General features: G+C 60.4%; 16 protein-coding genes. 5 read left to right on the plus strand and 11 right to left on the minus strand.

Translation table 11 applies throughout. The features are described 5' to 3' along the window. Window positions 1-103: 103 nt before the first annotated feature. The 4 genes from CKW17_RS12590 to CKW17_RS12610 form a co-directional block, all read right to left on the minus strand. Window positions 104-1,774: a bifunctional protein-serine/threonine kinase/phosphatase gene (locus CKW17_RS12590; RefSeq protein ID WP_095120052.1), complete on the minus strand. Its 1,671-nt coding sequence runs from the start codon at window positions 1,772-1,774 to the stop codon at window positions 104-106. 7 nt (window positions 1,775-1,781) lie between these two features. Beyond that, a complete protein-coding gene (locus CKW17_RS12595; RefSeq protein ID WP_095120053.1) occupies window positions 1,782-2,993 on the minus strand; it encodes a NarK/NasA family nitrate transporter in 1,212 nt (403 codons plus the stop codon). Window positions 2,994-3,428: 435 nt separating this feature from the next. Beyond that, complete coding sequence (locus tag CKW17_RS12605; RefSeq protein WP_007916390.1) at window positions 3,429-4,004, minus strand: ANTAR domain-containing response regulator; 576 nt, start codon at window positions 4,002-4,004, stop codon at window positions 3,429-3,431. A gap of 15 nt (window positions 4,005-4,019) precedes the next feature. Further along, the gene (locus tag CKW17_RS12610; RefSeq protein ID WP_095120054.1) at window positions 4,020-5,231 is read right to left on the minus strand and encodes a CmpA/NrtA family ABC transporter substrate-binding protein; all 1,212 of its coding nucleotides are present in this window, start codon (window positions 5,229-5,231) and stop codon (window positions 4,020-4,022) included. A gap of 223 nt (window positions 5,232-5,454) precedes the next feature. Here CKW17_RS12610 and CKW17_RS12615 point away from each other — a divergent pair, with 223 nt between their 5' ends. Beyond that, window positions 5,455-6,474 (plus strand): quinone-dependent dihydroorotate dehydrogenase, encoded by a 1,020-nt coding sequence (locus tag CKW17_RS12615; RefSeq protein ID WP_095120055.1) that lies wholly within the window; start codon window positions 5,455-5,457, stop codon window positions 6,472-6,474. Between the two features lie 252 nt (window positions 6,475-6,726). Here the strand turns inward: CKW17_RS12615 and rmf are convergent, their stop codons facing one another. Then, window positions 6,727-6,942, minus strand: coding sequence for a ribosome modulation factor (gene rmf, locus CKW17_RS12620; protein WP_003223300.1), 216 nt, complete (start codon window positions 6,940-6,942; stop codon window positions 6,727-6,729). 532 nt (window positions 6,943-7,474) lie between these two features. On the opposite strand from rmf, the gene rlmKL reads away from it, so the two are divergent. Both rlmKL and CKW17_RS12630 read left to right on the plus strand, forming a co-directional pair. Next, window positions 7,475-9,745 carry a bifunctional 23S rRNA (guanine(2069)-N(7))-methyltransferase RlmK/23S rRNA (guanine(2445)-N(2))-methyltransferase RlmL gene (gene rlmKL / locus CKW17_RS12625; protein WP_095120056.1) on the plus strand — a complete coding sequence of 757 codons (2,271 nt, stop codon included), beginning with the start codon at window positions 7,475-7,477 and terminating at the stop codon, window positions 9,743-9,745. Window positions 9,746-9,890: 145 nt separating this feature from the next. Continuing rightward, window positions 9,891-12,272 (plus strand): diguanylate cyclase, encoded by a 2,382-nt coding sequence (locus tag CKW17_RS12630; protein ID WP_095120057.1) that lies wholly within the window; start codon window positions 9,891-9,893, stop codon window positions 12,270-12,272. A gap of 119 nt (window positions 12,273-12,391) precedes the next feature. Here CKW17_RS12630 and dacB read toward each other — a convergent pair whose 3' ends face one another. Next, window positions 12,392-13,852 carry a D-alanyl-D-alanine carboxypeptidase/D-alanyl-D-alanine-endopeptidase gene (gene dacB, locus CKW17_RS12635; protein WP_095120058.1) on the minus strand — a complete coding sequence of 487 codons (1,461 nt, stop codon included), beginning with the start codon at window positions 13,850-13,852 and terminating at the stop codon, window positions 12,392-12,394. A 233-nt stretch (window positions 13,853-14,085) separates the two neighbouring features. On the opposite strand from dacB, the gene CKW17_RS12640 reads away from it, so the two are divergent. Further along, the gene (locus CKW17_RS12640) at window positions 14,086-14,430 is read left to right on the plus strand and encodes a YggL family protein (protein ID WP_007916365.1); all 345 of its coding nucleotides are present in this window, start codon (window positions 14,086-14,088) and stop codon (window positions 14,428-14,430) included. A 242-nt stretch (window positions 14,431-14,672) separates the two neighbouring features. On the opposite strand, the gene CKW17_RS12645 is transcribed toward CKW17_RS12640, so the two are convergent. Further along, window positions 14,673-15,863 carry a benzoate/H(+) symporter BenE family transporter gene (locus CKW17_RS12645; protein WP_095120059.1) on the minus strand — a complete coding sequence of 397 codons (1,191 nt, stop codon included), beginning with the start codon at window positions 15,861-15,863 and terminating at the stop codon, window positions 14,673-14,675. A gap of 356 nt (window positions 15,864-16,219) precedes the next feature. Here CKW17_RS12645 and CKW17_RS12650 point away from each other — a divergent pair, with 356 nt between their 5' ends. Next, window positions 16,220-16,984, plus strand: a complete 765-nt coding sequence (locus CKW17_RS12650; RefSeq protein WP_007918375.1) for a GntR family transcriptional regulator — start codon at window positions 16,220-16,222, stop codon at window positions 16,982-16,984. Between the two features lie 270 nt (window positions 16,985-17,254). Here the strand turns inward: CKW17_RS12650 and guaD are convergent, their stop codons facing one another. The 4 genes from guaD to xdhA form a co-directional block, all read right to left on the minus strand. Beyond that, window positions 17,255-18,559 carry a guanine deaminase gene (guaD, locus tag CKW17_RS12655; RefSeq protein ID WP_095120060.1) on the minus strand — a complete coding sequence of 435 codons (1,305 nt, stop codon included), beginning with the start codon at window positions 18,557-18,559 and terminating at the stop codon, window positions 17,255-17,257. Between the two features lie 13 nt (window positions 18,560-18,572). Beyond that, window positions 18,573-19,430: a xanthine dehydrogenase accessory protein XdhC gene (gene xdhC, locus CKW17_RS12660; RefSeq protein WP_095120061.1), complete on the minus strand. Its 858-nt coding sequence runs from the start codon at window positions 19,428-19,430 to the stop codon at window positions 18,573-18,575. Between the two features lie 126 nt (window positions 19,431-19,556). Next, entirely contained in the window at window positions 19,557-21,950 is a 2,394-nt protein-coding gene (gene xdhB, locus CKW17_RS12670) for a xanthine dehydrogenase molybdopterin binding subunit (RefSeq protein ID WP_095120062.1), read from the minus strand. Then, the gene (gene xdhA / locus CKW17_RS12675) at window positions 21,943-23,397 is read right to left on the minus strand and encodes a xanthine dehydrogenase small subunit (protein ID WP_095120063.1); all 1,455 of its coding nucleotides are present in this window, start codon (window positions 23,395-23,397) and stop codon (window positions 21,943-21,945) included. The genes xdhB and xdhA overlap by 8 nt, the downstream gene beginning before the upstream one ends. Window positions 23,398-23,526: the final 129 nt, after the last annotated feature.

Here is a 23,526-nt window from a genome sequence, read left to right on the forward strand (position 1 = left end):
TTGTGGTGATTGGGCTGACGTCATCGCGAGCAGGCTCACTCCTACAGGGGAACGCATTTCAAATTGTAGGAGTGAGCCTGCTCGCGATGGCCGCGACGCGGTGTCAGTGATGAAACAACAAAATCAGCAGCACCAGATTTCCCAACAGAGCCACCAACGCCATCGTCCGCCAGACCTTCAACGGCTCACGCTCCAGCAACGGTCTGGGCCGTACACTCAAACTCCGTCGCTCGCCCTGTTCCAACACCAACAACCACTCTTCAGCCGTTTCAAACCGTTGTTGCGGATCCGCCGCCACACCACGCTCCAGACTCTGCGCCAGCCATTCCGGCAGATCAGGCCGATAGCGACTGGCGCTCACCGGCAGACCAAAGCGCGGTCGCTGAAACGCTTCGATCTCGCCATAGGGAAAATGCCCGGTGAGCAAGAAATACAAGGTCACGCCCACCGCGTACAAATCCTGCTGCACACTTGGCGGATCCCCACGAAACGCTTCCGGGGCGATATAGCTGGGCGTTCCCGGCAACGTTGACGGCGCGTCTTCGGACAAGCCTGGGCAGTACGCCAGACCAAAATCCAGCAGACGCAATTCGCCGTCGTCGCCCACGTGCAGGTTTTCCGGTTTGATGTCCCGGTGCAGAATCTGCCGCCGATGCAGCAGTCCGACCGCGCGCAACAGGCGCTCGGCGATGTCCTGCCACTGTGACAACGGCAATGGGCCTGACTGTTGAAACAGCTGTGCCAGCGTCGCCCCGGAATATTCCCGCATCACGTAGTACAAATGCTGACGCTGCTGGCAGGCATGGACTTCAGGAAAGTGGCGACCGGCTACGCGTTTCAGAAACCATTCTTCGGACAACAGTGCTTGCCCGGCGTAGGAATCATCGGCGGAACGCGTAGGCAGGGTTTTCATAAGCCACGTCTGACCTTGTCCATCAAGCACCCGATACAGCAGCGATTGCTGGCTCTGAGCGACAACGTCCAGCACTTGCCAGCCTTCGAACGACTGACCGGGTTTCAACGGTGGCGGCAGTGGCCATTGCTGCAGATGAATCAGCGCATCGCCGATACTGGCCTCACCCAAAGCATCCACCCGCACCAGCAAAGCACTGGCATTGTCCTGGCTCCCCGCCAGATGCGCGGCGTTGACCAGCGTCTGCGCGGCGCTGTGCAGATCCGGTTGATCACGCAGAATCGCCGCAGTGGTGGTATCGCCGAGTGTCGACCAGACACCGTCACTGAGCAAAACAAAGCACTCGCCGTCGCGCAGTTCACCGTCAAGGAAGTCCAGCACCAGATGCTGATCCAGCCCCAATGCACGCTTGAGCACATGCTGCATGCCCGGCTGATCCCAGACATGATCCTCCGAGATCCGCTGCAAACTATCGTCGTGCCAGCGATACACCCGGCAATCGCCGACGTGGGCGAGGGTAAAACGCCGACCGCGCATGACCAAAGCACTGACCGTGGTGAGCAACGGTTGCCCACCACCGTTGGCCTGCAACCAGCGGTTTTGTGCGAGCAGCAGGCGATCCAGCGCCTGCGCCACGCTCCAGGTTTCCGGCGTGGCGTAGTAGTCGAGCGCCAAGGCCTGCAAGGTCGAGCGCGCAGCCAGTCCGCCATCGGCGCATTGGCTGACGCCGTCGGCGATGGCGAACAGAAAACCTTTGCTCGCCGCCAGCGCTGGCGCCGGTGTCACCGAACGCAGAGCGTCCTGATTTTCCGTGCGCGGACCGGTGGCGCTGGCTTCGGCAAAACTCAGTTGCAGGGCCATTGACGCTTCAGACCCGCGCCGCCGTCACCGCCGCTGAACCCCAGGTGGTTCTCCAGCGACGCTTGACGCCGTGCAGGCCAAACCACGCCAACACGCCAAGGCTGGCGAACAACCACAGGGCCAGTTGATAACTGCCGGTGCTCTGTTTGATCGCGCCCATGCCGGCGGCCAAGGCAAAACCGCCGATGCCGCCGGCCATGCCGATCAACCCGGTCATCACGCCGATTTCCAGACGAAAACGCTGCGGCACCAGTTGGAACACCGCGCCGTTGCCTGCCCCTAGACCGAGCATGGTGCAGACGAAAAGTGCCAGCGCCGCGTAGGAACTCGGCAAGTTGAAACCGACCGCGGCGATGCACACGGCGGCGACGGTGTACATCGCCAACAGAGTGCGGATGCCGCCGAAACGGTCAGCCAGTGCGCCCCCCAATGGGCGCATCAAACTGCCGCCGAACACGCAAGCGGCGGTGTAGTAACCGGCGGTCACCGGGCTCAAACCGTATTGATCGTTGAAATAGCCGGGCAGGGCGCTGGCCAAGCCGATAAAGCCGCCGAAGGTGACGCTGTAAAAGAACATGAACCACCAACTGTCGCGGTCGCCGAGGGCTTTGAAGTAGTCGGTCATGGCTTTGGCTTTCGGCCGCTCAGGCGCATTTTTTGCCAGCCAGGCGAACAGCACTAGGGTCAGGATCAGCGGGATCAGAGCGAAACCGAAGACATTGCTCCAGCCGAACGCGGCGGCGAGTACCGGCGCGAGCAGCGCGGCGAACACGGTGCCGGAGTTGCCCGCACCGGCAATGCCCATGGCTTTGCCCTGATGCTGTGGCGGATACCATTGCGAGGCCAGCGGCAGGGCGACGGCGAACGAGGCGCCGGCCATGCCGAGAAACAGGCCGAGGATCAATGCCTGTTCATAGCTGTGTATGCCGATTTTCCAGGCGCCGAACAGCGCGCAAATCACAATGACCTGGCCGATCAGCCCGGCGGTTTTCGGCGACAGTCGATCGGCGAGCATGCCCATCACAAAACGCAGCACCGCGCCCGCGAGGATCGGCGTGGCGACGACGAGGCCGCGTTGTTGCGTGGTCAGGTGCAGGTCGGCGGCGATTTGCACCGCCAACGGGCCGAGCAGGTACCAGACCATGAAGCTCAGGTCGAAATAGAGGAAGGCCGCGAACAGGGTCGGGGTGTGGCCGGATTTCCAGAAGCTTGAATTCATCGCGCACCTCAGCTGAAAAGAGTCTCGAAAGGAGTCGTGCAACAGCAGGTGGGGCGCCGCCACGGCCGCACCACCGGCCCCGAGCTGTGGGGCCAAAACGCAAAAACGCCGCTACCTGATTCGCCGAAGGGGCGAACGGGGTGAGCGACGTCTTTGTCGTGGGTGGGGCAACCGCCGTTGGTTACCTTTGGGTTTTACATAGCGAGATTTGTGCCAACAGCCGGAAAATCAGAAGCCCCTCACCCTAGCCCTCTCCCAGAGGGAGAGGGGACTGACCGAGGTGTCTTGCGCTAAACATCGACCTGAAAGACCAAGTCGATTATGGATTCACAGCAGAAATCACAGGTCGGCGTACTTCGAGAGCATCCCCCAATCAGTCCCCTCTCCCTCTGGGAGAGGGCTAGGGTGAGGGGCTTTTCAAGCGCTCAGAGCATTTCAGCCAAGCAACTCACTCATGGCAATAATCTGCTCCGCCACCTGAATCAGCTTCTGCTGCCGGCTCATCGCCTGGCGCCGCATCAGGGTGTATGCCTCTTCCTCGTTGCAATCCTTCATCTTCATCAATAACCCCTTGGCCAGCTCAATACGCTTGCGCTCAGCCAATTGCTGATCTCGCGCCTGCAACTGCGCGCGTAAGGCCTGATCACTCTCGAAGCGCGCCATCGCCACATCAAGGATCGGCTGCAAACGTTGTGCGTGAATGCCCTCTACGATGTAGGCACTGACCCCGGACTTGATCGCCTGGCGCATTACCCCAGGATCATGCTCATCGGTAAACATCACGATTGGCCGTGGCTGGTCGCGGCTGACCAGCACCACTTGCTCCATGACATCGCGGCTCGGTGACTCGGTATCGATCAGGATCACGTCCGGGCGCACCGTTTCGACGCGCGCGGGCAGGTCGATGGTCAGACCGGATTCATCGATGACTTCGAAACCGGCTTCAGTCAACGCAGCCTTCAGGCGCCCGACTTTTTTCGCTGTGTCGTTGATCAACAGAATGCGCAACATATTCGCGGTCTCCTGTCAGCGGCGGGCGAGAAGGGGAGCGTCGTCGTTCATCGCGTGCAGCTTGAAGCTGCGCGCGTAAGCGGCCGGGTCGCTGCCGTCCCAGATTTTGCCGTCGAGCAACTGGCTGCTGCGCATGTCGGTGCCCCATGCGGCAACACCGAGCTCAGTAGCGGCGTCGCGATATAGATCGAGTTGCTGAACCTGACGGGCGACAGCGAGGTAATCCGGGTCTTCGCGCAGTAAGCCCCAGCGACGGAACTGGGTCATGAACCACATGCCGTCCGACAGATAGGGCAGATTCACCTCGCCATTGCCGTGAAAGCGCAGCGCATGAGGATCCTGCCAACGATTGCCCAGCCCATCGGCATAGTCACCGAGAAAACGCGGTTCGATGCACGAAAGCGGCGCGTCCAGATATTCCGGAGCGCTGAGCAATTGCGCAGTGCTACGGCGATTCTCCGGGCTTTCTTCGATAAAGCGGCTGGCTTCAAGGATCGCCATCACCAGCGCGCGCGCCGTGTTCGGGTATTGCTCGACAAATTCGCGAGTGCAGCCAAGGACTTTTTCCGGGTGATCGGGCCAGATGGTCTGGCTGGTGGCCAGGGTAAAACCCAGATTCTGTTGCACCGCGCTAGCCGCCCAAGGCTCGCCGACACAAAAACCGTCGATGCGCCCGGCTTGCAGGTGCGCAACCATTTGCGGCGGAGGCACCACCACGCTGTCGACATCCTGCAACGGATGAATGCCCTGACTCGCCAGCCAGTAATACAGCCACATCGCATGAGTGCCAGTGGGAAAAGTCTGGGCGAAGGTGAGTTTTGCGCGGCTTTGGTGCACGTGGCGGTCCAGCGCTTCAGGACTGCTCACGCCAAGGTTCTGCAGACCGTGAGAGAGGTTGAGGCTCTGACCGTTCTGATTCAGCCCCATCAGCACCGCCATGTCGGTCGACGCCACGCCGCCAATGCCCAGGTGCACGGCGTAGATCAGACCGTACAGACTGTGGGCGGCATCCAGTTCGCCGCTGACCAGTTTGTCACGAAGGTTGGCCCAAGAGCTTTGGCGCTTGAGATTCAGGGTCAGCCCGTAAGGCTGGGCAAAGCCCTGTGTGGCAGCAACGACAACCGATGCACAGTCGCTCAACGCCATGAAACCGAGGTTGATTGCAGTCTTTTCCGGGGCATCGCTGCCATTGACCCAGGCCAGTGGCCCTACCGAAGGTTCATTCATACACCGCCACCTCGAAAAAAAGCGCCGCCGCGGACTTTGCGCAGGCAAAATCCGGGACGACGCCATTGTCCTTGCCCGCGTGCCGTCATTGGCCTGCGCGCTGATATTCAAGGAGGGTGCAAGGCATATGCCAGTGCCAGTGATTTGCGCGTGCGCCTCGCGCCGCAGGTCGATGCCCGGCTATAATCGCCGCCTCTTTTCGCCGCCCGAGTCATCGCCGCCCATGTATTCCCTGGCCCGTCAGCTGTTGTTCAAACTTTCCCCGGAAACCTCCCACGATCTGTCGCTGGATCTGATCGGCGCGGGTGGGCGTTTGGGCCTCAACGGCTTGCTGTGCAAGGCGCCGGCGAAGAAGCCGGTGACGGTCATGGGCCTCGAATTCCCGAACCCGGTGGGTCTGGCGGCCGGTCTGGACAAGAATGGCGCGGCCATCGATGGCTTCGCACAACTGGGTTTCGGTTTTGTCGAAATCGGCACCGTGACTCCGCGCCCGCAGCCGGGCAACCCGAAACCACGGATTTTCCGATTGCCGGAAGCCGAGGCGATCATCAACCGCATGGGTTTCAACAACCTCGGTGTCGATAACCTGCTGGCGCGCGTGGCCGCGGCGAAATACAAAGGCGTGCTGGGCATCAACATCGGCAAGAACTTCGATACGCCGGTCGAGCGCGCGGTCGACGATTACCTGATCTGCCTGGACAAGGTTTACGCCCACGCCAGCTATGTGACGGTGAATGTCAGTTCGCCAAACACCCCGGGCCTGCGCAGCCTGCAGTTCGGCGATTCGCTCAAGCAATTGCTCGCCGATCTGGCCACGCGCCGCGCTGAACTGGCGTTGCGTCACGGCAAGCATGTGCCGCTGGCGATCAAGATCGCGCCGGACATGACCGACGAAGAGACCGCGCAGGTGGCTCAGGCGCTGATCGAAACCGGCATGGACGCGGTGATCGCGACCAACACCACCCTGAGCCGTGTTGGCGTTGAAGGCATGGAGCATGGCGACGAGGCGGGCGGTCTGTCGGGCGCGCCGGTGCGGGAGAAGAGCACGAATACCGTGAAGGTGCTGGCCGGTGAGTTGGCTGGGCGTTTGCCGATTATTGCGGCGGGCGGGATTACTGAAGGCAAGCATGCGGCCGAGAAGATTCTCGCCGGTGCGAGTCTGGTACAGATATATTCCGGCTTCATCTATAAGGGCCCGGCGTTGATTCGTGAATCGGTAGACGCGATTGCAGCCCTGCGCTGATCCATAGACACCACTGTTCCCTTGTAGGAGTGAGCCTGCTCGCGATAGCTTTCTTTCGGTCACTTCATCAGCGACTGACAGACCGCTATCGCGAGCAGGCTCACTCCTACAGGTTATGCGCTCGGCACAAAAATCCAGGCATAAAAAAGGGCTCCTCGAAGGAGCCCCTGGGCCGCAGCCCGCCGTCCGGGAAGGACGTGCATGGTAAGTCGTTACAAATTCAGATTGTCGTGTCGGAATTAATGCCCTGTGTCAGCCGACGGCGTGAAGTTCGTTGAGTCTGTGGATTCCCGCAGTGCCGGTCATACCGTCCCAGTTGTCGCCGCGTCCTTCTCGCCAGCCGTTAATCCAGGCTTGGCGTACCGACGGTAGAGTAAATGGGCAAAGCTCACGGGATTTGCCACCAACGCCATATTGATATCCGCGCAAAAATGCTCTTTCCAACGGATCACGCTTAAGTCTTCTCATAGGGTGTTTCCCTCACTTGTTGACTGTTTTGTATCGCGTCGACCTCAACTGAGGTCTGGCAGAAAAAACCTGCCATGGTGCGGCTCGCTGCCGGCGTGGCGAGCCAAGGTGTTGACGCCGTTGCGACGTCAACCTGTGCTCAGTTCTAACCAATGAGTCACATCGAGGGAATGATCGTTTTGTCATAAGGACGTAACGAAATTAGTGCTACAGCCATAAGTAACGACGGGTTTCATGCACGGTTTTTCAGCAAACCCCGGTATGATCGGCCCCGCGCTGGATGATGGGGTTAATTCTTTAGTGAGAATGACCCACGTTTGCGCTGGGGTATAAAGCGACGAAGGGTCGTTTTAAGACTTTTTGTTGCATCAACTTTTTTATCTGTCCCGGCATCTAAGCTCTTTTAACCCGAGCAGCGGGGATGGAACGGCACACCTTCGTGCCACGCGGGCGTTCTTTTAGAAAAGCGCCTGATTGAAAACCGGATCGGCAATGCGTTGCCGATTCACTAGCCAAAGGCTTTGGAAATCCCATGTCCGACCGTTTCGAACTCTTCCTCACTTGCCCTAAAGGCCTTGAAGGCCTGCTCATCGAGGAAGCCGTCGGGCTTGGCCTTGAAGAAGCACGCGAGCACACTTCCGCCGTGCGTGGCATGGCGACCATGGAAACCGCTTATCGCCTGTGCCTCTGGTCGCGTCTGGCCAACCGTGTGTTGCTGGTGCTCAAGCGTTTCCCGATGAAAGACGCTGAAGACCTCTACCACGGTGTGCTCGACATCGAGTGGCAGGATCACATGCTCAGCGACGGCACCCTGGCCGTCGAATTCAGCGGCCACGGCTCAGGCATCGACAACACCCACTTCGGTGCCCTGAAAGTCAAAGACGCCATCGTCGACAAACTGCGCACCCCGCAGGGCGACCGTCCGTCGATCGACAAGCTCAACCCGGATCTGCGCATTCACCTGCGTCTGGATCGCGGCGAAGCGATTCTCTCCCTTGATCTGTCCGGCCACAGCCTGCACCAGCGCGGTTACCGTCTGCAGCAGGGCGCGGCGCCGCTGAAGGAAAACCTCGCGGCGGCGATCCTGATCCGTTCCGGCTGGCCGCGCATTGCCGCTGAAGGCGGCGCGCTGGCTGACCCGATGTGCGGTGTCGGTACGTTCCTCGTCGAAGCCGGCATGATTGCCGCCGACATGGCGCCGAACCTGCGTCGTGAGCACTGGGGCTTTACCGCTTGGCTCGGTCACGTCCCGGCGTTGTGGAAAAAACTCCATGAAGAAGCCGTCGAACGCGCCGCTGCCGGTCTGGCCAAACCACCGTTGTGGATTCGTGGCTACGAAGCTGATCCGCGTCTGATTCAGCCGGGCCGCAACAACGTTGAGCGTGCCGGCCTGAGCGAGTGGATCAAGATCTACCAGGGCGAAGTCGCGACCTTCGAGCCGCGTCCGGATCAGAACCAGAAAGGGCTGGTGATCTGCAACCCACCGTATGGCGAGCGTCTCGGTGACGAAGCCAGCCTGTTGTACCTCTACCAGAACCTCGGCGAGCGTCTGCGTCAGGCCTGCCTGAACTGGGAAGCGGCGGTGTTCACCGGCGCGCCGGATCTGGGCAAGCGCATGGGCATTCGCAGCCACAAACAGTATTCGTTCTGGAACGGCGCGCTGCCGTGCAAACTGCTGTTGATCAAAGTGCTGCCGGATCAGTTCGTCACTGGCGAGCGTCGAACCCCGGAACAGCGTCAGGCCGAGCGCGAGCAAGCGGCTTACGACCAGACTCCGGACGAGCCGCAAGAGCGCAAGTTCAACAAGAACGGCAACCCGATCAAACCGACGCCAGCCCCGGCACCGGTGATCGAGCAGCCGCGCTTGAGCGAAGGCGGGCAGATGTTTGCCAACCGCCTGCAAAAAAACCTCAAGGCCATGGGCAAGTGGGTCAAGCGCGAAGGCATCGATTGCTACCGCGTCTACGATGCCGACATGCCTGAATATGCAATGGCGATCGACCTGTACCACGATTGGGTGCACGTTCAGGAATACGCCGCGCCAAAATCGATCGACCCGGAAAAAGCCTCGGCGCGCATGTTCGACGCGCTAGCGGCCATTCCGCAGGCGTTGAATGTCGACAAGAGCCGCGTGGTGGTCAAACGCCGCGAGCGCCAGAGTGGCACCAAGCAGTACGAGCGTCAGGCTGCGCAAGGCAAGTTCAATGAAGTCAGCGAGGGCGGCGTGAAGTTGCTGGTCAACCTCACCGACTACCTCGACACCGGCCTGTTCCTCGATCACCGGCCGATGCGCATGCGCATTCAGAAAGAGGCTGCCGGCAAGCGCTTCCTCAATCTGTTCTGCTACACCGCGACTGCCAGTGTGCACGCGGCCAAGGGCGGTGCGCGCAGCACCACCAGCGTCGATCTGTCGAAAACCTACCTCGACTGGGCGCGTCGCAACCTGTCGCTGAACGGTTTCTCCGACAAGAACCGTCTGGAGCAGGGCGATGTGATGGCGTGGCTGGAAAGCAGCCGCGACGAGTACGACCTGATCTTTATCGATCCACCGACGTTCTCCAACTCCAAGCGCATGGAAGGTATCTTCGACGTGCAACGTGATCAGGTGCAGTTGATTGACCTGGCCATGGCCCGTCTGGCAACCGGCGGCGTGCTGTATTTCTCCAACAACTTCCGCAAGTTCCAGTTGGAAGAAAACCTCGCTGAGCGTTACGCGGTCGAGGAAATCAGCGCGCAGACGATCGATCCGGATTTCGCCCGTAACACCAAGATCCACCGCGCCTGGAAAATCACGGCTCGTTGACGCTTTACCGGGTTGGATCCACAGAGCCTTGATTTTTAAAGGCTCCGTGGATCTGCCCGCGCTAGCTAAATTAGTGGCTAATAGCTATAACTCACACACGGTCAATGGGGTTTTCCCGTAAATGCTGGCGTAGTGAGTTGTCTTTATGTCGTTGCACCCCGTGCGCCCAAAGATTCTGGGTTTTATCAGCGAAGACGTCTCGGCCTGGCTGGTCGCGCTGCTGGTATTGCTCGCCGGCGGGATTCTCACGGGGCTTCTCGCCTGGGCCACCCTCAATCAGTTTCAGCAACAAACCCGTCAGCGTTTTCAACTGCTGGCCAACGAACGTTACAGCCGCATCGAAGAACGCTTTCAGGATCAGGAGCAACGCCTCGACGGCCTGCGCCGCTTCTTCGCCAACTCTGAATCGGTGTCCCGCGCCGAATTCGACGGTTACACCCAACCCTTATTGATGCGTACACAGGCCTATTCGTTTGCCCTCAAGGTCAGTGGTGCCGAGCGCGCCGCATTCGAGCAGCGCGTGCGTGACGAAGGCCTGAGTAACTTCACCCTGCGCGAACTGAATGCCCAGGGCGAGCTGCAACTGGCTGGCGTGCGCGATGAATACGTGCCGGTGCTCTATAGCCAGACGCAAAGTCGGCTCGGTTCACCGTTGGGTTATGACCTGCTCGCGCAATCTTTGCGCCGTGACACCCTGCAACGTGCCGACAAGCTCGGCGGGCTGGCGGTGTCGCAACCGATGCACCTGGTCAGTATCGAGCCATCCTATGCACGCGGTGTCCTGCTGGTGGCGCCAGTGAGTCGCAACGGCGAGCGGCAGTCGTTCGGCTACGTGATGGCGGTGATCAGCATGCGCCAGTTGCTGGCCGACGGTTTGCCGGATGCCTTCCATGACTACCTGTCAGTGCGCATTCTCGACATGTCGACCAATGATCAGCACGAAGTGTTGTTCGAGTCGACCAATGAGCCGGCGCCGAGCGACCTGACCGCCACGCGCCTGGTGCGCATGGCCGATCACGATTATCAGGTCGATATCCTGCCGAGCGAGGCCTTCGTTCAGGGCAATCATTCGTCGGTCGGCAGCGTGCTCATTCTGGGCGGTTTGCTCAGTATGCTGCTCAGCGCCTTGCTCTACGTGTTGGTCAGTCAGCGCCAGCGCGCCTTGCTTATGGTTGAGCAGCGCACGCAGGAACTGCACGCCAGCGAACAGGAGTTGCGCGGCACCCACGGGCAGTTGCGCGGCGTGCTGAATGCCGCAACGCAGGTGGCGATCATCGCCACCGACCTGCGCGGGGTGATCAACACCTTCAACCCCGGCGCCGAACAAATGCTCGGTTACAGCAGCGCCGATGTCGTCGGCCACATGACCCTGGAAAACCTGCACCTGCCCCGCGAGCTGACGGCCCGTGCTGCCGAATTGAGTGCACGCTACGGCAAAAGCATCCCGACCTGCCACGCGATGCTGGTCGAGGGCGGCGAAGTCGGCGGTCACGAGGCCCGCGAGTGGACGCTGGTGCGCAGCGATGGCAGCCATATTCCGGTGAACATGCTCGCCACCCCGGTGCTGGATGAGCAGGGGTTGTGGGTCGGGCATCTGGCGATCTGCATCGACATCACCGAGCGCAAGCGCGTGCACGAAGTGCTGGCGGCGCGGGACGTGTTGCTGAAGAAACTCAGCGCGCATGTGCCCGGCGGCATCTATCAGTTCAAGATGGAATTCGATGGGCGCTTCAGCGTGATCTACGCCAGCGACGGTATTCGCGAGATCTACGAACTGGAGCCGGACGTGCTGCTGTTCAACGCCGAAGCGATCTTCACGCGTATTCATCCACAGGACGTTACCCGCGTGCGCTCTTCGATTCGCGCCTCGGCCGACAGCCTCAGCCCGTGGCGCGAGGAATACCGTGTGCAGTTGCCCGAGCGCGGTCTACGCTGGGTACGCGGCGAGGCGACGCCGGAAGAACTGCCGGGCGGCGGTGTGCTGTGGCATGGCTATATCTCGGATATTTCCGACCTGAAACGCGTGGAAGAAGAACTGCGTGCGCTGTCGGTGACCGATTCGCTGACCGGCATCCATAACCGTCGCTATTTTCAGGAACGCCTGACCACCGAAATGGCCCGGGTCGAGCGCGGCGGCGGTGAGTTGTCGGTGATCATGCTCGACATCGACCATTTCAAACGCATCAACGATCAGTATGGCCACGCCGTCGGTGACCGCGTGCTGCAAGCGGTGTGCGAACGCATCGGCCATCGTCTGCGGCGTACCGATGTGTTCTGTCGCTTGGGTGGCGAGGAATTCATGGTGCTGTGCCCGGACATCGACGGCGAGCACGCGTACATGCTGGCGGTTGAGCTGTGGCAGGGTTTGCGCAGTGCGCCGGTGGATGTGGTCGGCGTGGTGACCGCGAGTTTCGGGATCGCCAGTTGGCGACCGGGGGAGGGCGCGGATGCACTGCTGTTGCGGGCGGATTCGGGTGTGTATATGGCAAAGCAGCGCGGGCGCGATCGCGTCGAGCAGATGAGCTAGGGTCTTGCGCAAAACCTTGTAGGAGTGAGCCTGCTCGCGATTGCGGTATGTCAGTCACCTCGATGTATCGGGACTGACGCTATCGCGAGCAGGCTCACTCCTACAGGGGGCCGCGGTGATCAGAGGACCGAAGCGGTCTGCGCCAGTTTCGGCTGTTTGTACAGATCCAGCAGCACCTGATCCAGCACCGACGATGCACCAAACGGCGCCTTGTCGTTGAGGATCGCCACCACCGCCCAGGTATTGCCATTCACATCACGGCTGAAACCGGCAATCGCCCGCACGGTGTTCAACGTACCTGTCTTGACGTGTGCCTCACCGCGCATCGCCGTGGTTTTCAGACGTTTACGCATGGTGCCGTCGGTACCCGCAATCGGCAGCGAGCTGATGTATTCCGCGGCATACGGGCTGTGCCAGGCGGCTTGCAGCATGCTCGCCATTTCACGGGCGCTGACCCGTTCGGCACGGGAGAGGCCGGAGCCGTTCTCCATCACCAGGTGTGGCGCAGTGATGCCTTTCTTCGCCAGCCACTGGCGTACTACGCGCTGTGCAGCCTTGGCGTCGTCACCGTCGGCGTCGTTGCGAAAGCGTTGGCCGAGGCTGAGGAACAACTGCTGAGCCATGGTGTTGTTACTGTATTTGTTGATGTCGCGAATGATTTCCGCCAGATCCGGCGAGTAGGCGCGAGCCAGCAGTTTGGCGTTGCCCGGGGTCGAGGCCAGACGATCCTTGCCCTGAATGCTGCCGCCCAGCTCTTTCCAGATCGCCCGCACGGCGCCGGCCGTATAGGTCGCATGGTCAAGTAGCGACAGGTAAGTCTGCGAGCTGCAGCCTTCGCCCAACTGGCCGGCGACGGTCACGGTCATGCTGCCATCGGGTTGCGCCACCGGGTTGTAGCGCACGCCGCCGGTGCATTGCTTGGAGGGCAGCGCTTTGACGGTGTTTTCGATGTGGATGCTGGCAATCGGCGGTTCGACCGAGATCAGCACGCGGCCACCGTCATTACGGGCGACAAAACGCAGGGCCTTGAGGTTGACCAGCAGCGAATCCGGTTTGACCAGGAACGGCTTGTTCTCGTCATTACCGTCATCGTTGAATTCCGGCAGCACCGGTTGCACGAAGAAGTTGCGGTCGAGGATCAGGTCGCCGGTGATCTGGGTCACGCCGTTGGCGCGCAGGTCGCGCATCAGCAGCCAGAGTTTTTCCATGTTCAGCTTCGGATCGCCGCCACCCTTGAGGTAGAGATTGCCGTTGAGGATGCCGCCACTGAGGTCGCCGTCGGTGTAGAACTCGGTTTTCCACTGGTGATTAGGGCCGAGCATTTCCAGCGCTGCGTAGGTGGTCACCAGTTTCATGGTCGAGGCCGGGTTGACCGACACATCGGCGTTGAACACGGTGGCTGTGCCTGGGCCGTCGAGCGGCACCATCACCAGCGACAGGGCGCTGGGCTGCAGTTTACTGGCCTTGAGGGCTTTTTCGACGTTGGGGGTGAGGGCGGTGTTGATGGTGGCAGCAGAAACAGGCAGGGCCAGCGGCAGAAGAAGGCCGGCGAGAAGCAGAGGACGCAACGATTTGATCATATGAAATAAAACCCTACAGTCGAGGGGAAAATAACGAGGACATGGATGAAAAAGCCCTCAGCGGTCATGAAAGTGTCGGCATTATGCCCCAAGGTGTTACCGCTTGTGCCTTGTCCGGGTGGACCAATACGTTATTTTTTTACAGGCGGTCGGCTACAGGGGCCAGAGAGTCGGGCAATCGGCGGCTTAAACTGGTAAAGTGCCCGCCGTTAATACTTAAGAGGATTGTTCCAATGGCGACTAACCGTTCCCAGCGTCTGCGCAAAAAACTGTGCGTTGATGAATTTCAAGAGCTGGGTTTCGAGCTGAACCTGGACTTCAAAGAAGACTTGTCCGAAGAAGCCATTGACGCTTTCCTCGAAGCCTTCATCAAAGAAGCCATGGAAGCCAATGGTCTGGGTTATGTTGGCGGCGACGACTTCGGTCTGGTTTGCCTGCAGAAGCGTGGCTCGGTCAACGAAGAGCAGCGTGCTGCCGTTGAAGCCTGGCTGAAAACCCGCTCCGAGCTGACCAAGTATGAAGTCAGCCCGTTGCTGGACGTTTGGTATCCGGAAAAGCCGATCAACGCGGCTAAGTGATACTGAAAAAAACGGCGACCTGAGGGTCGCCGTTTTTTTTCGTCTGGGGTTTGGGTGTTTGGCTTGGGATTTGTGGTGAGTCTGCCCCTCACCCCAGCCCTCTCCCGAAGGAGACGGAGCCGATTTGCGAGCTGTTCAACACCTGAGTTCAACTCGGTATCCCACGTCGGCGTATGTCTTCCAAACACCTCGGTCAGTCCCCTCTCCCCTTGGGAGAGGGCTAGGGTGAGGGGCTTATGACCTTAAGCTTTACGCCAATTCAAAATCAATAAAGTCAAAACCCCCGCCACAATCCCCCAAAACGCCGAACCAATGGAAAACAGCGTCAGCCCCGACGCCGTGACCATAAAGGTAATCAGCGCCGCTTCCCGTTCCTTCACCTCGGTCATGGCAATGCTTAAACCATTGATGATCGAACCAAACAGCGCCAGCGCGGCAATCGACAGCACCAGCTCCTTCGGCAGCGCGGCAAACAACGCCGCCAACGTGGCGCCGAACACACCGGCAATCCCGTAGAAAACCCCGCACCAGACCGCAGCGGTGTAGCGCTTGTTGCGATCCTCATGGGCGTGCGGCCCGGTGCAGATCGCTGCGCTGATGGCGGCGAGGTTGATGCCGTGGGAGCCGAACGGCGCCAGCAATAGTGAAGCGATGCCGGTGGTGGTGATCAGCGGCGAGGCCGGGACGTTGTAACCGTCGGCGCGCAGGACGGCGATGCCGGGCATGTTCTGCGAGGTCATCGCGACCACGAACAACGGAATGCCGATGCTGATGGTCGCGGCCAGCGAGAAGTGCGGCGTGGTCCACACCGGCGTCGCCACTTCCAGATGAAAGCCGCTGAAATCCAGCAATCCCATGAAGCCCGACAGCGCGGTGCCGATCAGCAGTGCGGCGAGCACGGCATAACGCGGCGACAGGCGTTTGACTACTAAATAGGTGAAGAACATGCCCAACACCAGCCCGGTACGGTGCTGCGCGGCGACAAAGATTTCGCTGCCGATCTTGAACAGAATCCCCGCCAGCAATGCCGCCGCCAAGGAGGCCGGGATCTTTTTTACCAGCCGCTCGAAGCTGCCGGTCAAGCCGCAGATCGTCACCAGCACGGCGCAGGTGATGTAAGCGCCAATGGCCTCGCCGTAACTGACACCGCCCAGACTGGTGATCAGCAACGCCGCGCCGGGCGTCGACCAGGCGATGGTGATCGGCGTGCGATAACGCAACGACAGGCCGATCGAGCACACCGCCATACCAATGGAAATCGCCCAGATCCACGAAGAAATCTGCCCGCTGGTCAGGCCCGCCGCTTGCCCGGCCTGGAACATCAGCACCAGCGAGCTGGTGTAACCGGTCATCATTGCGATGAAGCCAGCGACGATGGCCGAGGGCGAAGTGTCGGCCAAGGGGCGCAGTTGCGTGTGGGTGGCGTCGTTCATGACAACGGTGTTCCTTATACAGATAAAGATGTCCCCTTTGACGCGATCCCTTGTAGGAGTGAGCCTGCTCGCGATGGCGGTGTGTCAGTCGAATTATTATTGAATGACACACCGCCATCGCGAGCAGGCTCACTCCTACAGGGAAATGTGCACTGAAGGCGGATTCTGCGATCAAGCCTAAACTCAAACGTAACGGATCGTTGCAATACAGCCGAAGTCACAAACAGCCGTACAGTCGTGTTGCCACCGTCCATTGTGTACAATCGCGCTGTTTTTTACGCGATACTTGCCAGCGACCTACTGTGCCGTATTACAGTCACGGTCTATTCGCCGCAGTTCTCCCGACTCGAGTGCCCATGAACGAACAGTTGCAACCCCTCAAGAAACAACCGCGAGCAGGCAAAGCCGGCCGCAGCGGAACCCAGGACGATATTGTCTACGCGCATATCTTCGAGGCCATCCTCGAACAGCGTCTGGCGCCCGGCACAAAATTGAGCGAAGAAGCGCTGGGGGAAATCTTCGGGGTCAGCCGCACCATCATTCGCCGCGCGCTCTCGCGTCTGGCCCATGAAGGCGTGGTGCTGTTGCGGCCGAACCGTGGCGCCGTGGTTGCCAGTCCGAGTGTGGAAGAGGCGCGTCAGGTGTTTCTCGCCCGCCGTCTGGTCGAGCGCGCGATCACCGAGCTGGCGGTGCAACACGCCACCGCCGAGCAGATCGCCGAATTGCGCCAGATGGTCAACGATGAGCGCGACAGCTTCTCGCGCGGTGATCGCGGCGCCGGTATTCGTCTGTCGGGCGAATTCCACCTGAAACTGGCGGAAGCGGCGATGAACGCACCGTTGATCAGCTTCCAGCGCAGTCTGGTTTCGCAGACATCGCTGATCATTGCCCAGTACGAAAGCGGCAACCGCTCGCATTGCTCGTATGACGAACACACCCAGTTGATCGACGCGATCGAGAAACGCGACGGTGAGCTGGCGGTCAATTTGATGATGCATCACATGGATCACATCGACAGCAAGCTCAACCTCGACGAGGAAGGCGCGTCGGATGATCTGCATGCGGTGTTCTCGCATTTGTTGCAGACCAAGAAGCCGGGGCGTCCTGCGGCCAAGCTCTAAGCTGATACCGAGTCGACCCCTTCGCGAGCAGGCTCGCTCCCACATTTGAGATGCATTCCCATGTGGGAGCGAGCCTGCTCGCGAAGGCGATCTGACAGGCAACAAAAAATCCCTCGGGGCTGAACACCTCCGGGGGATTTTTTGTGCCTGTCTGATCGTTCCCACGCTCTGCGTGGGAATGCCTCTGGGGACGCTCCGCGTCCAGTGACGCGGAGCGTCACGGGCTGCATTCCCACGCAGAGCGTGGGAACGATCATGGGGCGGGGGAAATTAGCGCTGATGCACCAGGGCACCCGCCGCATACGTCTGCTGCACCGTGCGGTCATCGCCCAGCGTCATCAACACAAACAATGTCTCGGCAATGTTGTTGGCCTGCTTCAAGCGATAGCTCAGCAGTGGCGTAGCGTTGTAATCCAGCACCAGGAAGTCGGCGTCGGAACCCGGTTGCAGGTTGCCGATCTTGTCTTCCAGACGCAGCGCCCGCGCACCGCCCAGTGTCGCCAGGTACAGCGACTTGAACGGGCTCAGTCGCGCACCTTGCAGTTGCATCACTTTGTACGCTTCGTTCAGCGTTTGCAGCAGCGAGAAACTGGTGCCGCCGCCAACGTCAGTGCCCAGACCGACATTGAGCTTGTGCTTCTCGGCCATTGGCAGGTTGAACAAACCGCTACCCAAGAAGAAGTTCGAAGTAGGGCAGAACGAGATCGCCGAGCCGGTCTCTGCCAGTCGCGCGCATTCGTCGTCGCACAGGTGCACGCCGTGGGCGAATACCGAGCGCTCGCCGAGCAGTTGGTAGTGATCGTAAACGTCGAGGTAGCCCTTGCGCTCCGGGAACAGCTCCTTGACCCACTCGATTTCCTTGAGGTTCTCGCTGATGTGGGTCTGCATGTACAGATCCGGGTATTCGGTCAGCAGTTGCCCGGCAAGGGTCAGTTGCTCCGGGGTGCTGGTCGGCGCGAAACGCGGGGTGACTGCGTAGTGCAAGCGGCCCTTGCCGTGCCAGCGCTCGATCAGCGCTTTGCTGTCGACGTAGCTCGATTCAGCAGTGTCGGTCAGGTAGTCCGGCGCGTTGCGGTCCATCATCACCTTGCCGGCGATCATCCGCAGGTCGAGCTTCTCGGCCGCTTCGAACAATGAGTTCACCGACTGCGGGTGCACGCTGCCGAACACCAGCGCGGTGGTGGTGCCGTTGCGCAGCAGCTCCTTGACGAAAATGTCAGCGACTTCGTCGGCGTGAGCTTTGTCGCCGAACTGGCTTTCGCACGGGAAGGTGTAGGTGTTCAGCCAGTCGAGCAGTTGCTCGCCGTAGGCGCCGACCATGCCGGTTTGCGGAAAGTGAATGTGGGTGTCGATGAAGCCCGGGGTAATCAGCGCGTCCTGGTAGTGCTCGATTTCGATGTCCGCCGGCAGGGTCGGCAGCAAATCACTGGCGTGGCCGAGGGCGCTGATCTTGCCGCCATCGACCACCAGCAGGCCGTCCTCGAAATATTCGTAGGAGGCTTCGATCCCGACTTCGGCGGGGTCGGCAATGCTGTGCAGGATGGCGGCGCGGTAGGCTTTTCGAGTCAGAGGCATGAGGGTTCTCTAATCAGTTTGAGGCTTTGAGTTTGGTCGCCTGACTGCGCCGCGAAACCGGCAGCAGTTTGGCAATCGGTTCGGCGCTGGCAGTCTGCTGGCCGAAGTTGGCGTTGTAGGTGGCGATGATTTCGCCGGCGATGGAGATGGCGATTTCCACAGGCAATTTGCCTTTGACTTCGCCGATGCCCATCGGGCAGCGCATGCGTTGCACGACGCCGCTGTCGAAACCGCGATCACGCAAGCGATGTTCGAACTTCACGCGTTTGGTCTTCGAACCGATCAGGCCGAAGTAGGCGAAGTCGTTGCGCTTGAGAATCGCGGCAGTGAGTTCAAGGTCGAGCTGATGGTTGTGGGTCATGACGATGCAGTAACTGCCGGCGGGCAGCTCATCGATTTCATCCACAGGCTCTTCGGCGACGATTTTACGCACGCCGTGGGGGATGTGTTCGGGGAATTCGGCATCACGCGAATCGATCCAGCGCACCCGGCAGGGCAGGCTGGCGAGCAGCGGCACCAAAGCGCGGCCAACGTGGCCGGCACCGAACACGGCGATTTGCGCCTGCACTTGGCCCATCGGTTCAAACAGCAACACGGTAGCGCCGCCACAGCACTGGCCCAGGCTGGCGCCGAGGCTGAAGCGCTCCAGATGAGTGTCCTGCTTGCCGCTGGCGAGCATCTCGCGGGCGATCTGCATGGCTTTGTATTCCAGGTGCCCGCCACCAATGGTGTCGAAGCTCTGGTTCGCGCTGATAACCATTTTCGAGCCGGCGTTGCGTGGCGTCGAGCCGAGTTCTTCGATGATCGTCACCAGAACGCAGGGTTCGCCCTGGTTCTGCAGGTCGGCGAGGGCGTCGATCCAGTTGTACATACACACCTCTCAGATCGTTCCCACGCTCTGCGTGGGAATGCATCACTGGACGCTCCGCGTCCGCTGTTCAGGATGCGACGCAGAGCGTCGCGGGCTGCATTCCCACGCAGAGCGTGGGAACGATCATCAAACGACCGCAGTTTCAGCTTCGACGGCTTTCACCGCTTTCAACTGACGCATCTGCTCACACCCCCACAACACCCGCTCCGGGGTCGCCGGGGCATCGATCTGCGGCTGATGTTTGTAATCACCGAGGCTCGCCACCGCATCCTTGATCGCACACCACGAAGCAATCCCGAGCATGAACGGCGGTTCGCCGACAGCCTTGGAATGGAACACCGTGTCTTCCGGGTTCTTGCGGTTTTCCACCAGCTTCACGCGCAGGTCGAGCGGCATGTCCGCCACCGCCGGGATCTTGTAGCTCGCCGGGCCGTTGGTCATCAGCTTGCCTTTGTTGTTCCAGACCAGCTCTTCCATGGTCAGCCAGCCCATGCCCTGGATGAAGCCACCCTCGACCTGACCGATGTCGATGGACGGGTTCAACGAGGCGCCGACGTCGTGCAGGATGTCGGTACGCAGCATCTTGTACTCGCCGGTCAGGGTGTCGACGATCACTTCGCAGCACGCCGCGCCGAAGGCGAAGTAGTAGAACGGACGGCCGCGCGCCTGGCTGCGGTCGTAGTAGATTTTCGGGGTCTTGTAGAAGCCGGTGCTCGACAGCGACACCTGATTGAAATACGCCTGCTGGATCAGCGCTTCAAAGGTCAGGATATGGTCACGAACACGCACGTGGCCGTTGTGGAATTCAACGTCTTCTTCAGTGACTTTGTAGTGCCGCGCAGCGAATTCGATCAGGCGTTTCTTGATGATTTCCGCCGCGTTCTGCGCCGCTTTACCGTTCAGGTCAGCGCCGCTGGACGCCGCTGTCGGCGAGGTGTTTGGCACCTTGTCGGTGTTGGTCGCGGTGATCTGCACGCGGTCGATTTCGACCTGGAACACTTCGGCCACGACCTGCGCGACTTTGGTGTTCAGGCCCTGGCCCATTTCCGTGCCGCCGTGGTTCAGGTGGATGCTGCCGTCGGTGTAGATGTGGATCAGCGCGCCAGCCTGGTTCAAGAAGCTCGCGGTGAAGGAAATGCCGAATTTCACCGGGGTCAGCGCCAGGCCTTTTTTCAGGATCGGGCTGTTGGCGTTGTAGCGCCGGATCGCTTCGCGGCGTTCGTGATACTGGCTGCTTTCTTCCAGTTCGGCGGTCATCTCTTCGAGCATGTTGTGCTCGACGGTCTGGTAGTAATGGGTGACGTTGCGCTCGGTCTTGCCGTAGTAGTTGGCCTTGCGTACTGCGAGCGGATCAAGCTGCAGGTGACGGGCAATCGCGTCCATCACTTCTTCGATCGCGACCATGCCTTGCGGGCCGCCGAAACCCCGGTAAGCGGTGTTCGACGCGGTGTTGGTCTTGCAGCGGTGACCGTTGATGGTCGCGTCGCCGAGGTAGTACGAGTTGTCGGAGTGGAACATCGCCCGGTCAACGATCGACGCTGACAAGTCCGGCGAGCAGCCGCAGTTGCCGGCCAGGTCCATGTTGATCCCGTGCAGGCGGCCGGTGCTGTCGAAGCCGACGTCGTACTCGACGTAGAACGGGTGGCGCTTGCCGGTCATCAGCATGTCTTCGACGCGCGGCAGGCGCATCTTGGTCGGTTGGCCGGTGAGGTGCGCAACCACGGCGCACAGGCATGCCGGGCTGGCGGCTTGAGTTTCCTTGCCGCCGAAACCACCGCCCATGCGGCGCATGTCGACGACGATTTTGTTCATCGACACGTCGAGCACTTCGGCGACCAGTTTTTGCACTTCGGTGGGGTTCTGCGTCGAGCAGTAAACGATCATACCGCCGTCTTCAGTCGGCATTACCGAGGAGATTTGCGTCTCCAGGTAAAAGTGTTCCTGACCGCCGATGTGCAGCGTGCCTTGAATGCGGTGTTCAGCGGTGGCGAGCGCAGAAGCCGAATCGCCGCGCTGGTGGGTGTGGCTGTCGAGCACGAAGTGGCGTTTGCGCAGCGCTTCAACCACGTCGAGCACGGGTTCGAGATCTTCGTATTCGATGATCGCGGCCATCGCGGCTTTGCGCGCGGTTTCCAGATCTTTCGCGGCCACCGCGAGCACCGGTTGACCGACGAATTGCACGTCATCGATGGCCAGCAGCGGGTCGCCCGGCATCAGCGGGCCGATGTCTTTCAGGCCCGGAACGTCTTCGTGGGTGATGGCGATGCGCACGCCTTCGAAGGCGTAGCACGGCGAGGTGTCGATGCTGATGATTTTCGCGTGGGCGCGGTCCGACATGCGTGCGTACAGGTGCAACTGGTTCGGAAATTCCAAACGATCATCGATGTACTGCGCTTCACCGGACACGTGCTTGGCGGCGCTGTCGTGCTTGACGCTGCGGCCGACACCGGAGGTCAGATCCTTGGCGAACAGTTCAGCCAGTTCAGCCTGGGTTTTTTCTACGCCGTGATGGTTAGACATAAGCGGTCACCCGAGTCTCGATGTGCGGTGTTTGCAGTTCGATGAAGTATTTGCGCAGCAGGTTCTGCGCGCTGAGCAGGCGATATTCCTTGCTGGCGCGGAAGTCCGAGAGCGGCGTGAAGTCTTCGGCCAGCGCGGCGCAGGCACGTTCGACCACGGCGTTGTTGAACGGCGCACCGATCAGCGCGGCTTCACAATGGGCGGCGCGTTTCGGGATCGCAGCCATGCCGCCGAAGGCCATGCGTGCATCGGTGATCACGCCATTTTCGACGCGCAGGTTGAACGCGGCGCAGACGGCGGAGATGTCGTCGTCCAGACGCTTGGAGACTTTGTAGGCGCGGAACAACTGCTCGGCAGTGGCGCGCGGCACGATGATCTTCTCGATGAATTCACTTTCCTGACGGGCAGTGACTTTGTAATCGATGAAGTAATCGTCGAGGTTCAGGGTGCGGCGGGTTTCGCCTTTGCATAGCACGACCTGCGCGCCGAGGGCGATCAGCAGCGGTGGCGAGTCACCGATCGGCGAGGCGTTGCCGATGTTGCCGCCGAGGGTGCCCTGATTGCGGATTTGCAGCGAGGCGAAGCGGTGCAGCAATTCGCCGAAGTCCGGGTACTCGGCGTTCAACGCTTCGTAGCAGTCGGAGAGGGCGGTGGCGGCGCCGATTTCGATGCGGTCTTCGAAGGTGTCGATGCGCTTCATTTCCGCGACGTTGCCGACGTAGATCATCACCGGCAGGGTGCGGTGGAACTGGGTGACTTCCAGTGCCAAGTCGGTGCCGCCGGCGAGCAGGCGAGCTTGTGGATAAGCGTCATAGAGATCGGCCAGATCAGCGACGGTCAGCGGTACCAGACAGCGCTTGTCGCCGCTGTTCAGTTCGCCGATATCGGTCGGGGCGATGGCTTTCAGTCGGGCGATGGTTTCCGCTTCGCGGGCATCGAACTGATCCGCTTGCTTGCCGCAGCAGGATTGCTCGGCAGCCGCCAGAATCGGCCGGTAGCCAGTGCAACGGCAGAGATTGCCGGCCAGCGCTTCGTGAGCCTTGGCGTGATCCGGTGCGTCGCTGTTCTTTTGCAGGGCGAACAGCGACATGACGAAACCGGGGGTGCAGAAGCCGCACTGCGAGCCATGGCACTCGACCATGGCTTTCTGCACGCTGTGCAGTTCGCCTTTATGTTTGAGGTCTTCGACGCTGATCAGTTGTTTGCCGTGCAGCGACGACACAAAGGTCAGGCACGAATTGAGGCTGCGATAGCGAATGTATTCGCGGCCAGCGTCATCCGTTTGCAACTCGCCGACCACCACGGTGCAGGCGCCGCAGTCACCGCTTGCGCAACCTTCTTTGGTGCCGGACTTGCCCACGTGTTCACGCAGGTAATTGAGCACAGTCAGATTCGGGTCCAGGGCGTGCTCGCTACGGAGTTCCTGGTTAAGTAAAAACTGGATCACGGAAGGCCTCGCAGACTCATTATTGTTGTTAACCGACTTGAGCCGAATTTAGCAGGTCTGACTTTTCGGTCAATGGTTTTCTGACTTAAAGGTCAGGAAAATCCATTTCGTCGATCAACAACGTGTCTA

This window comes from Pseudomonas sp. Irchel s3f10 (genome assembly GCF_900187515.1).
In the GTDB taxonomy this organism is placed as follows: domain Bacteria; phylum Pseudomonadota; class Gammaproteobacteria; order Pseudomonadales; family Pseudomonadaceae; genus Aquipseudomonas; species Aquipseudomonas tensinigenes.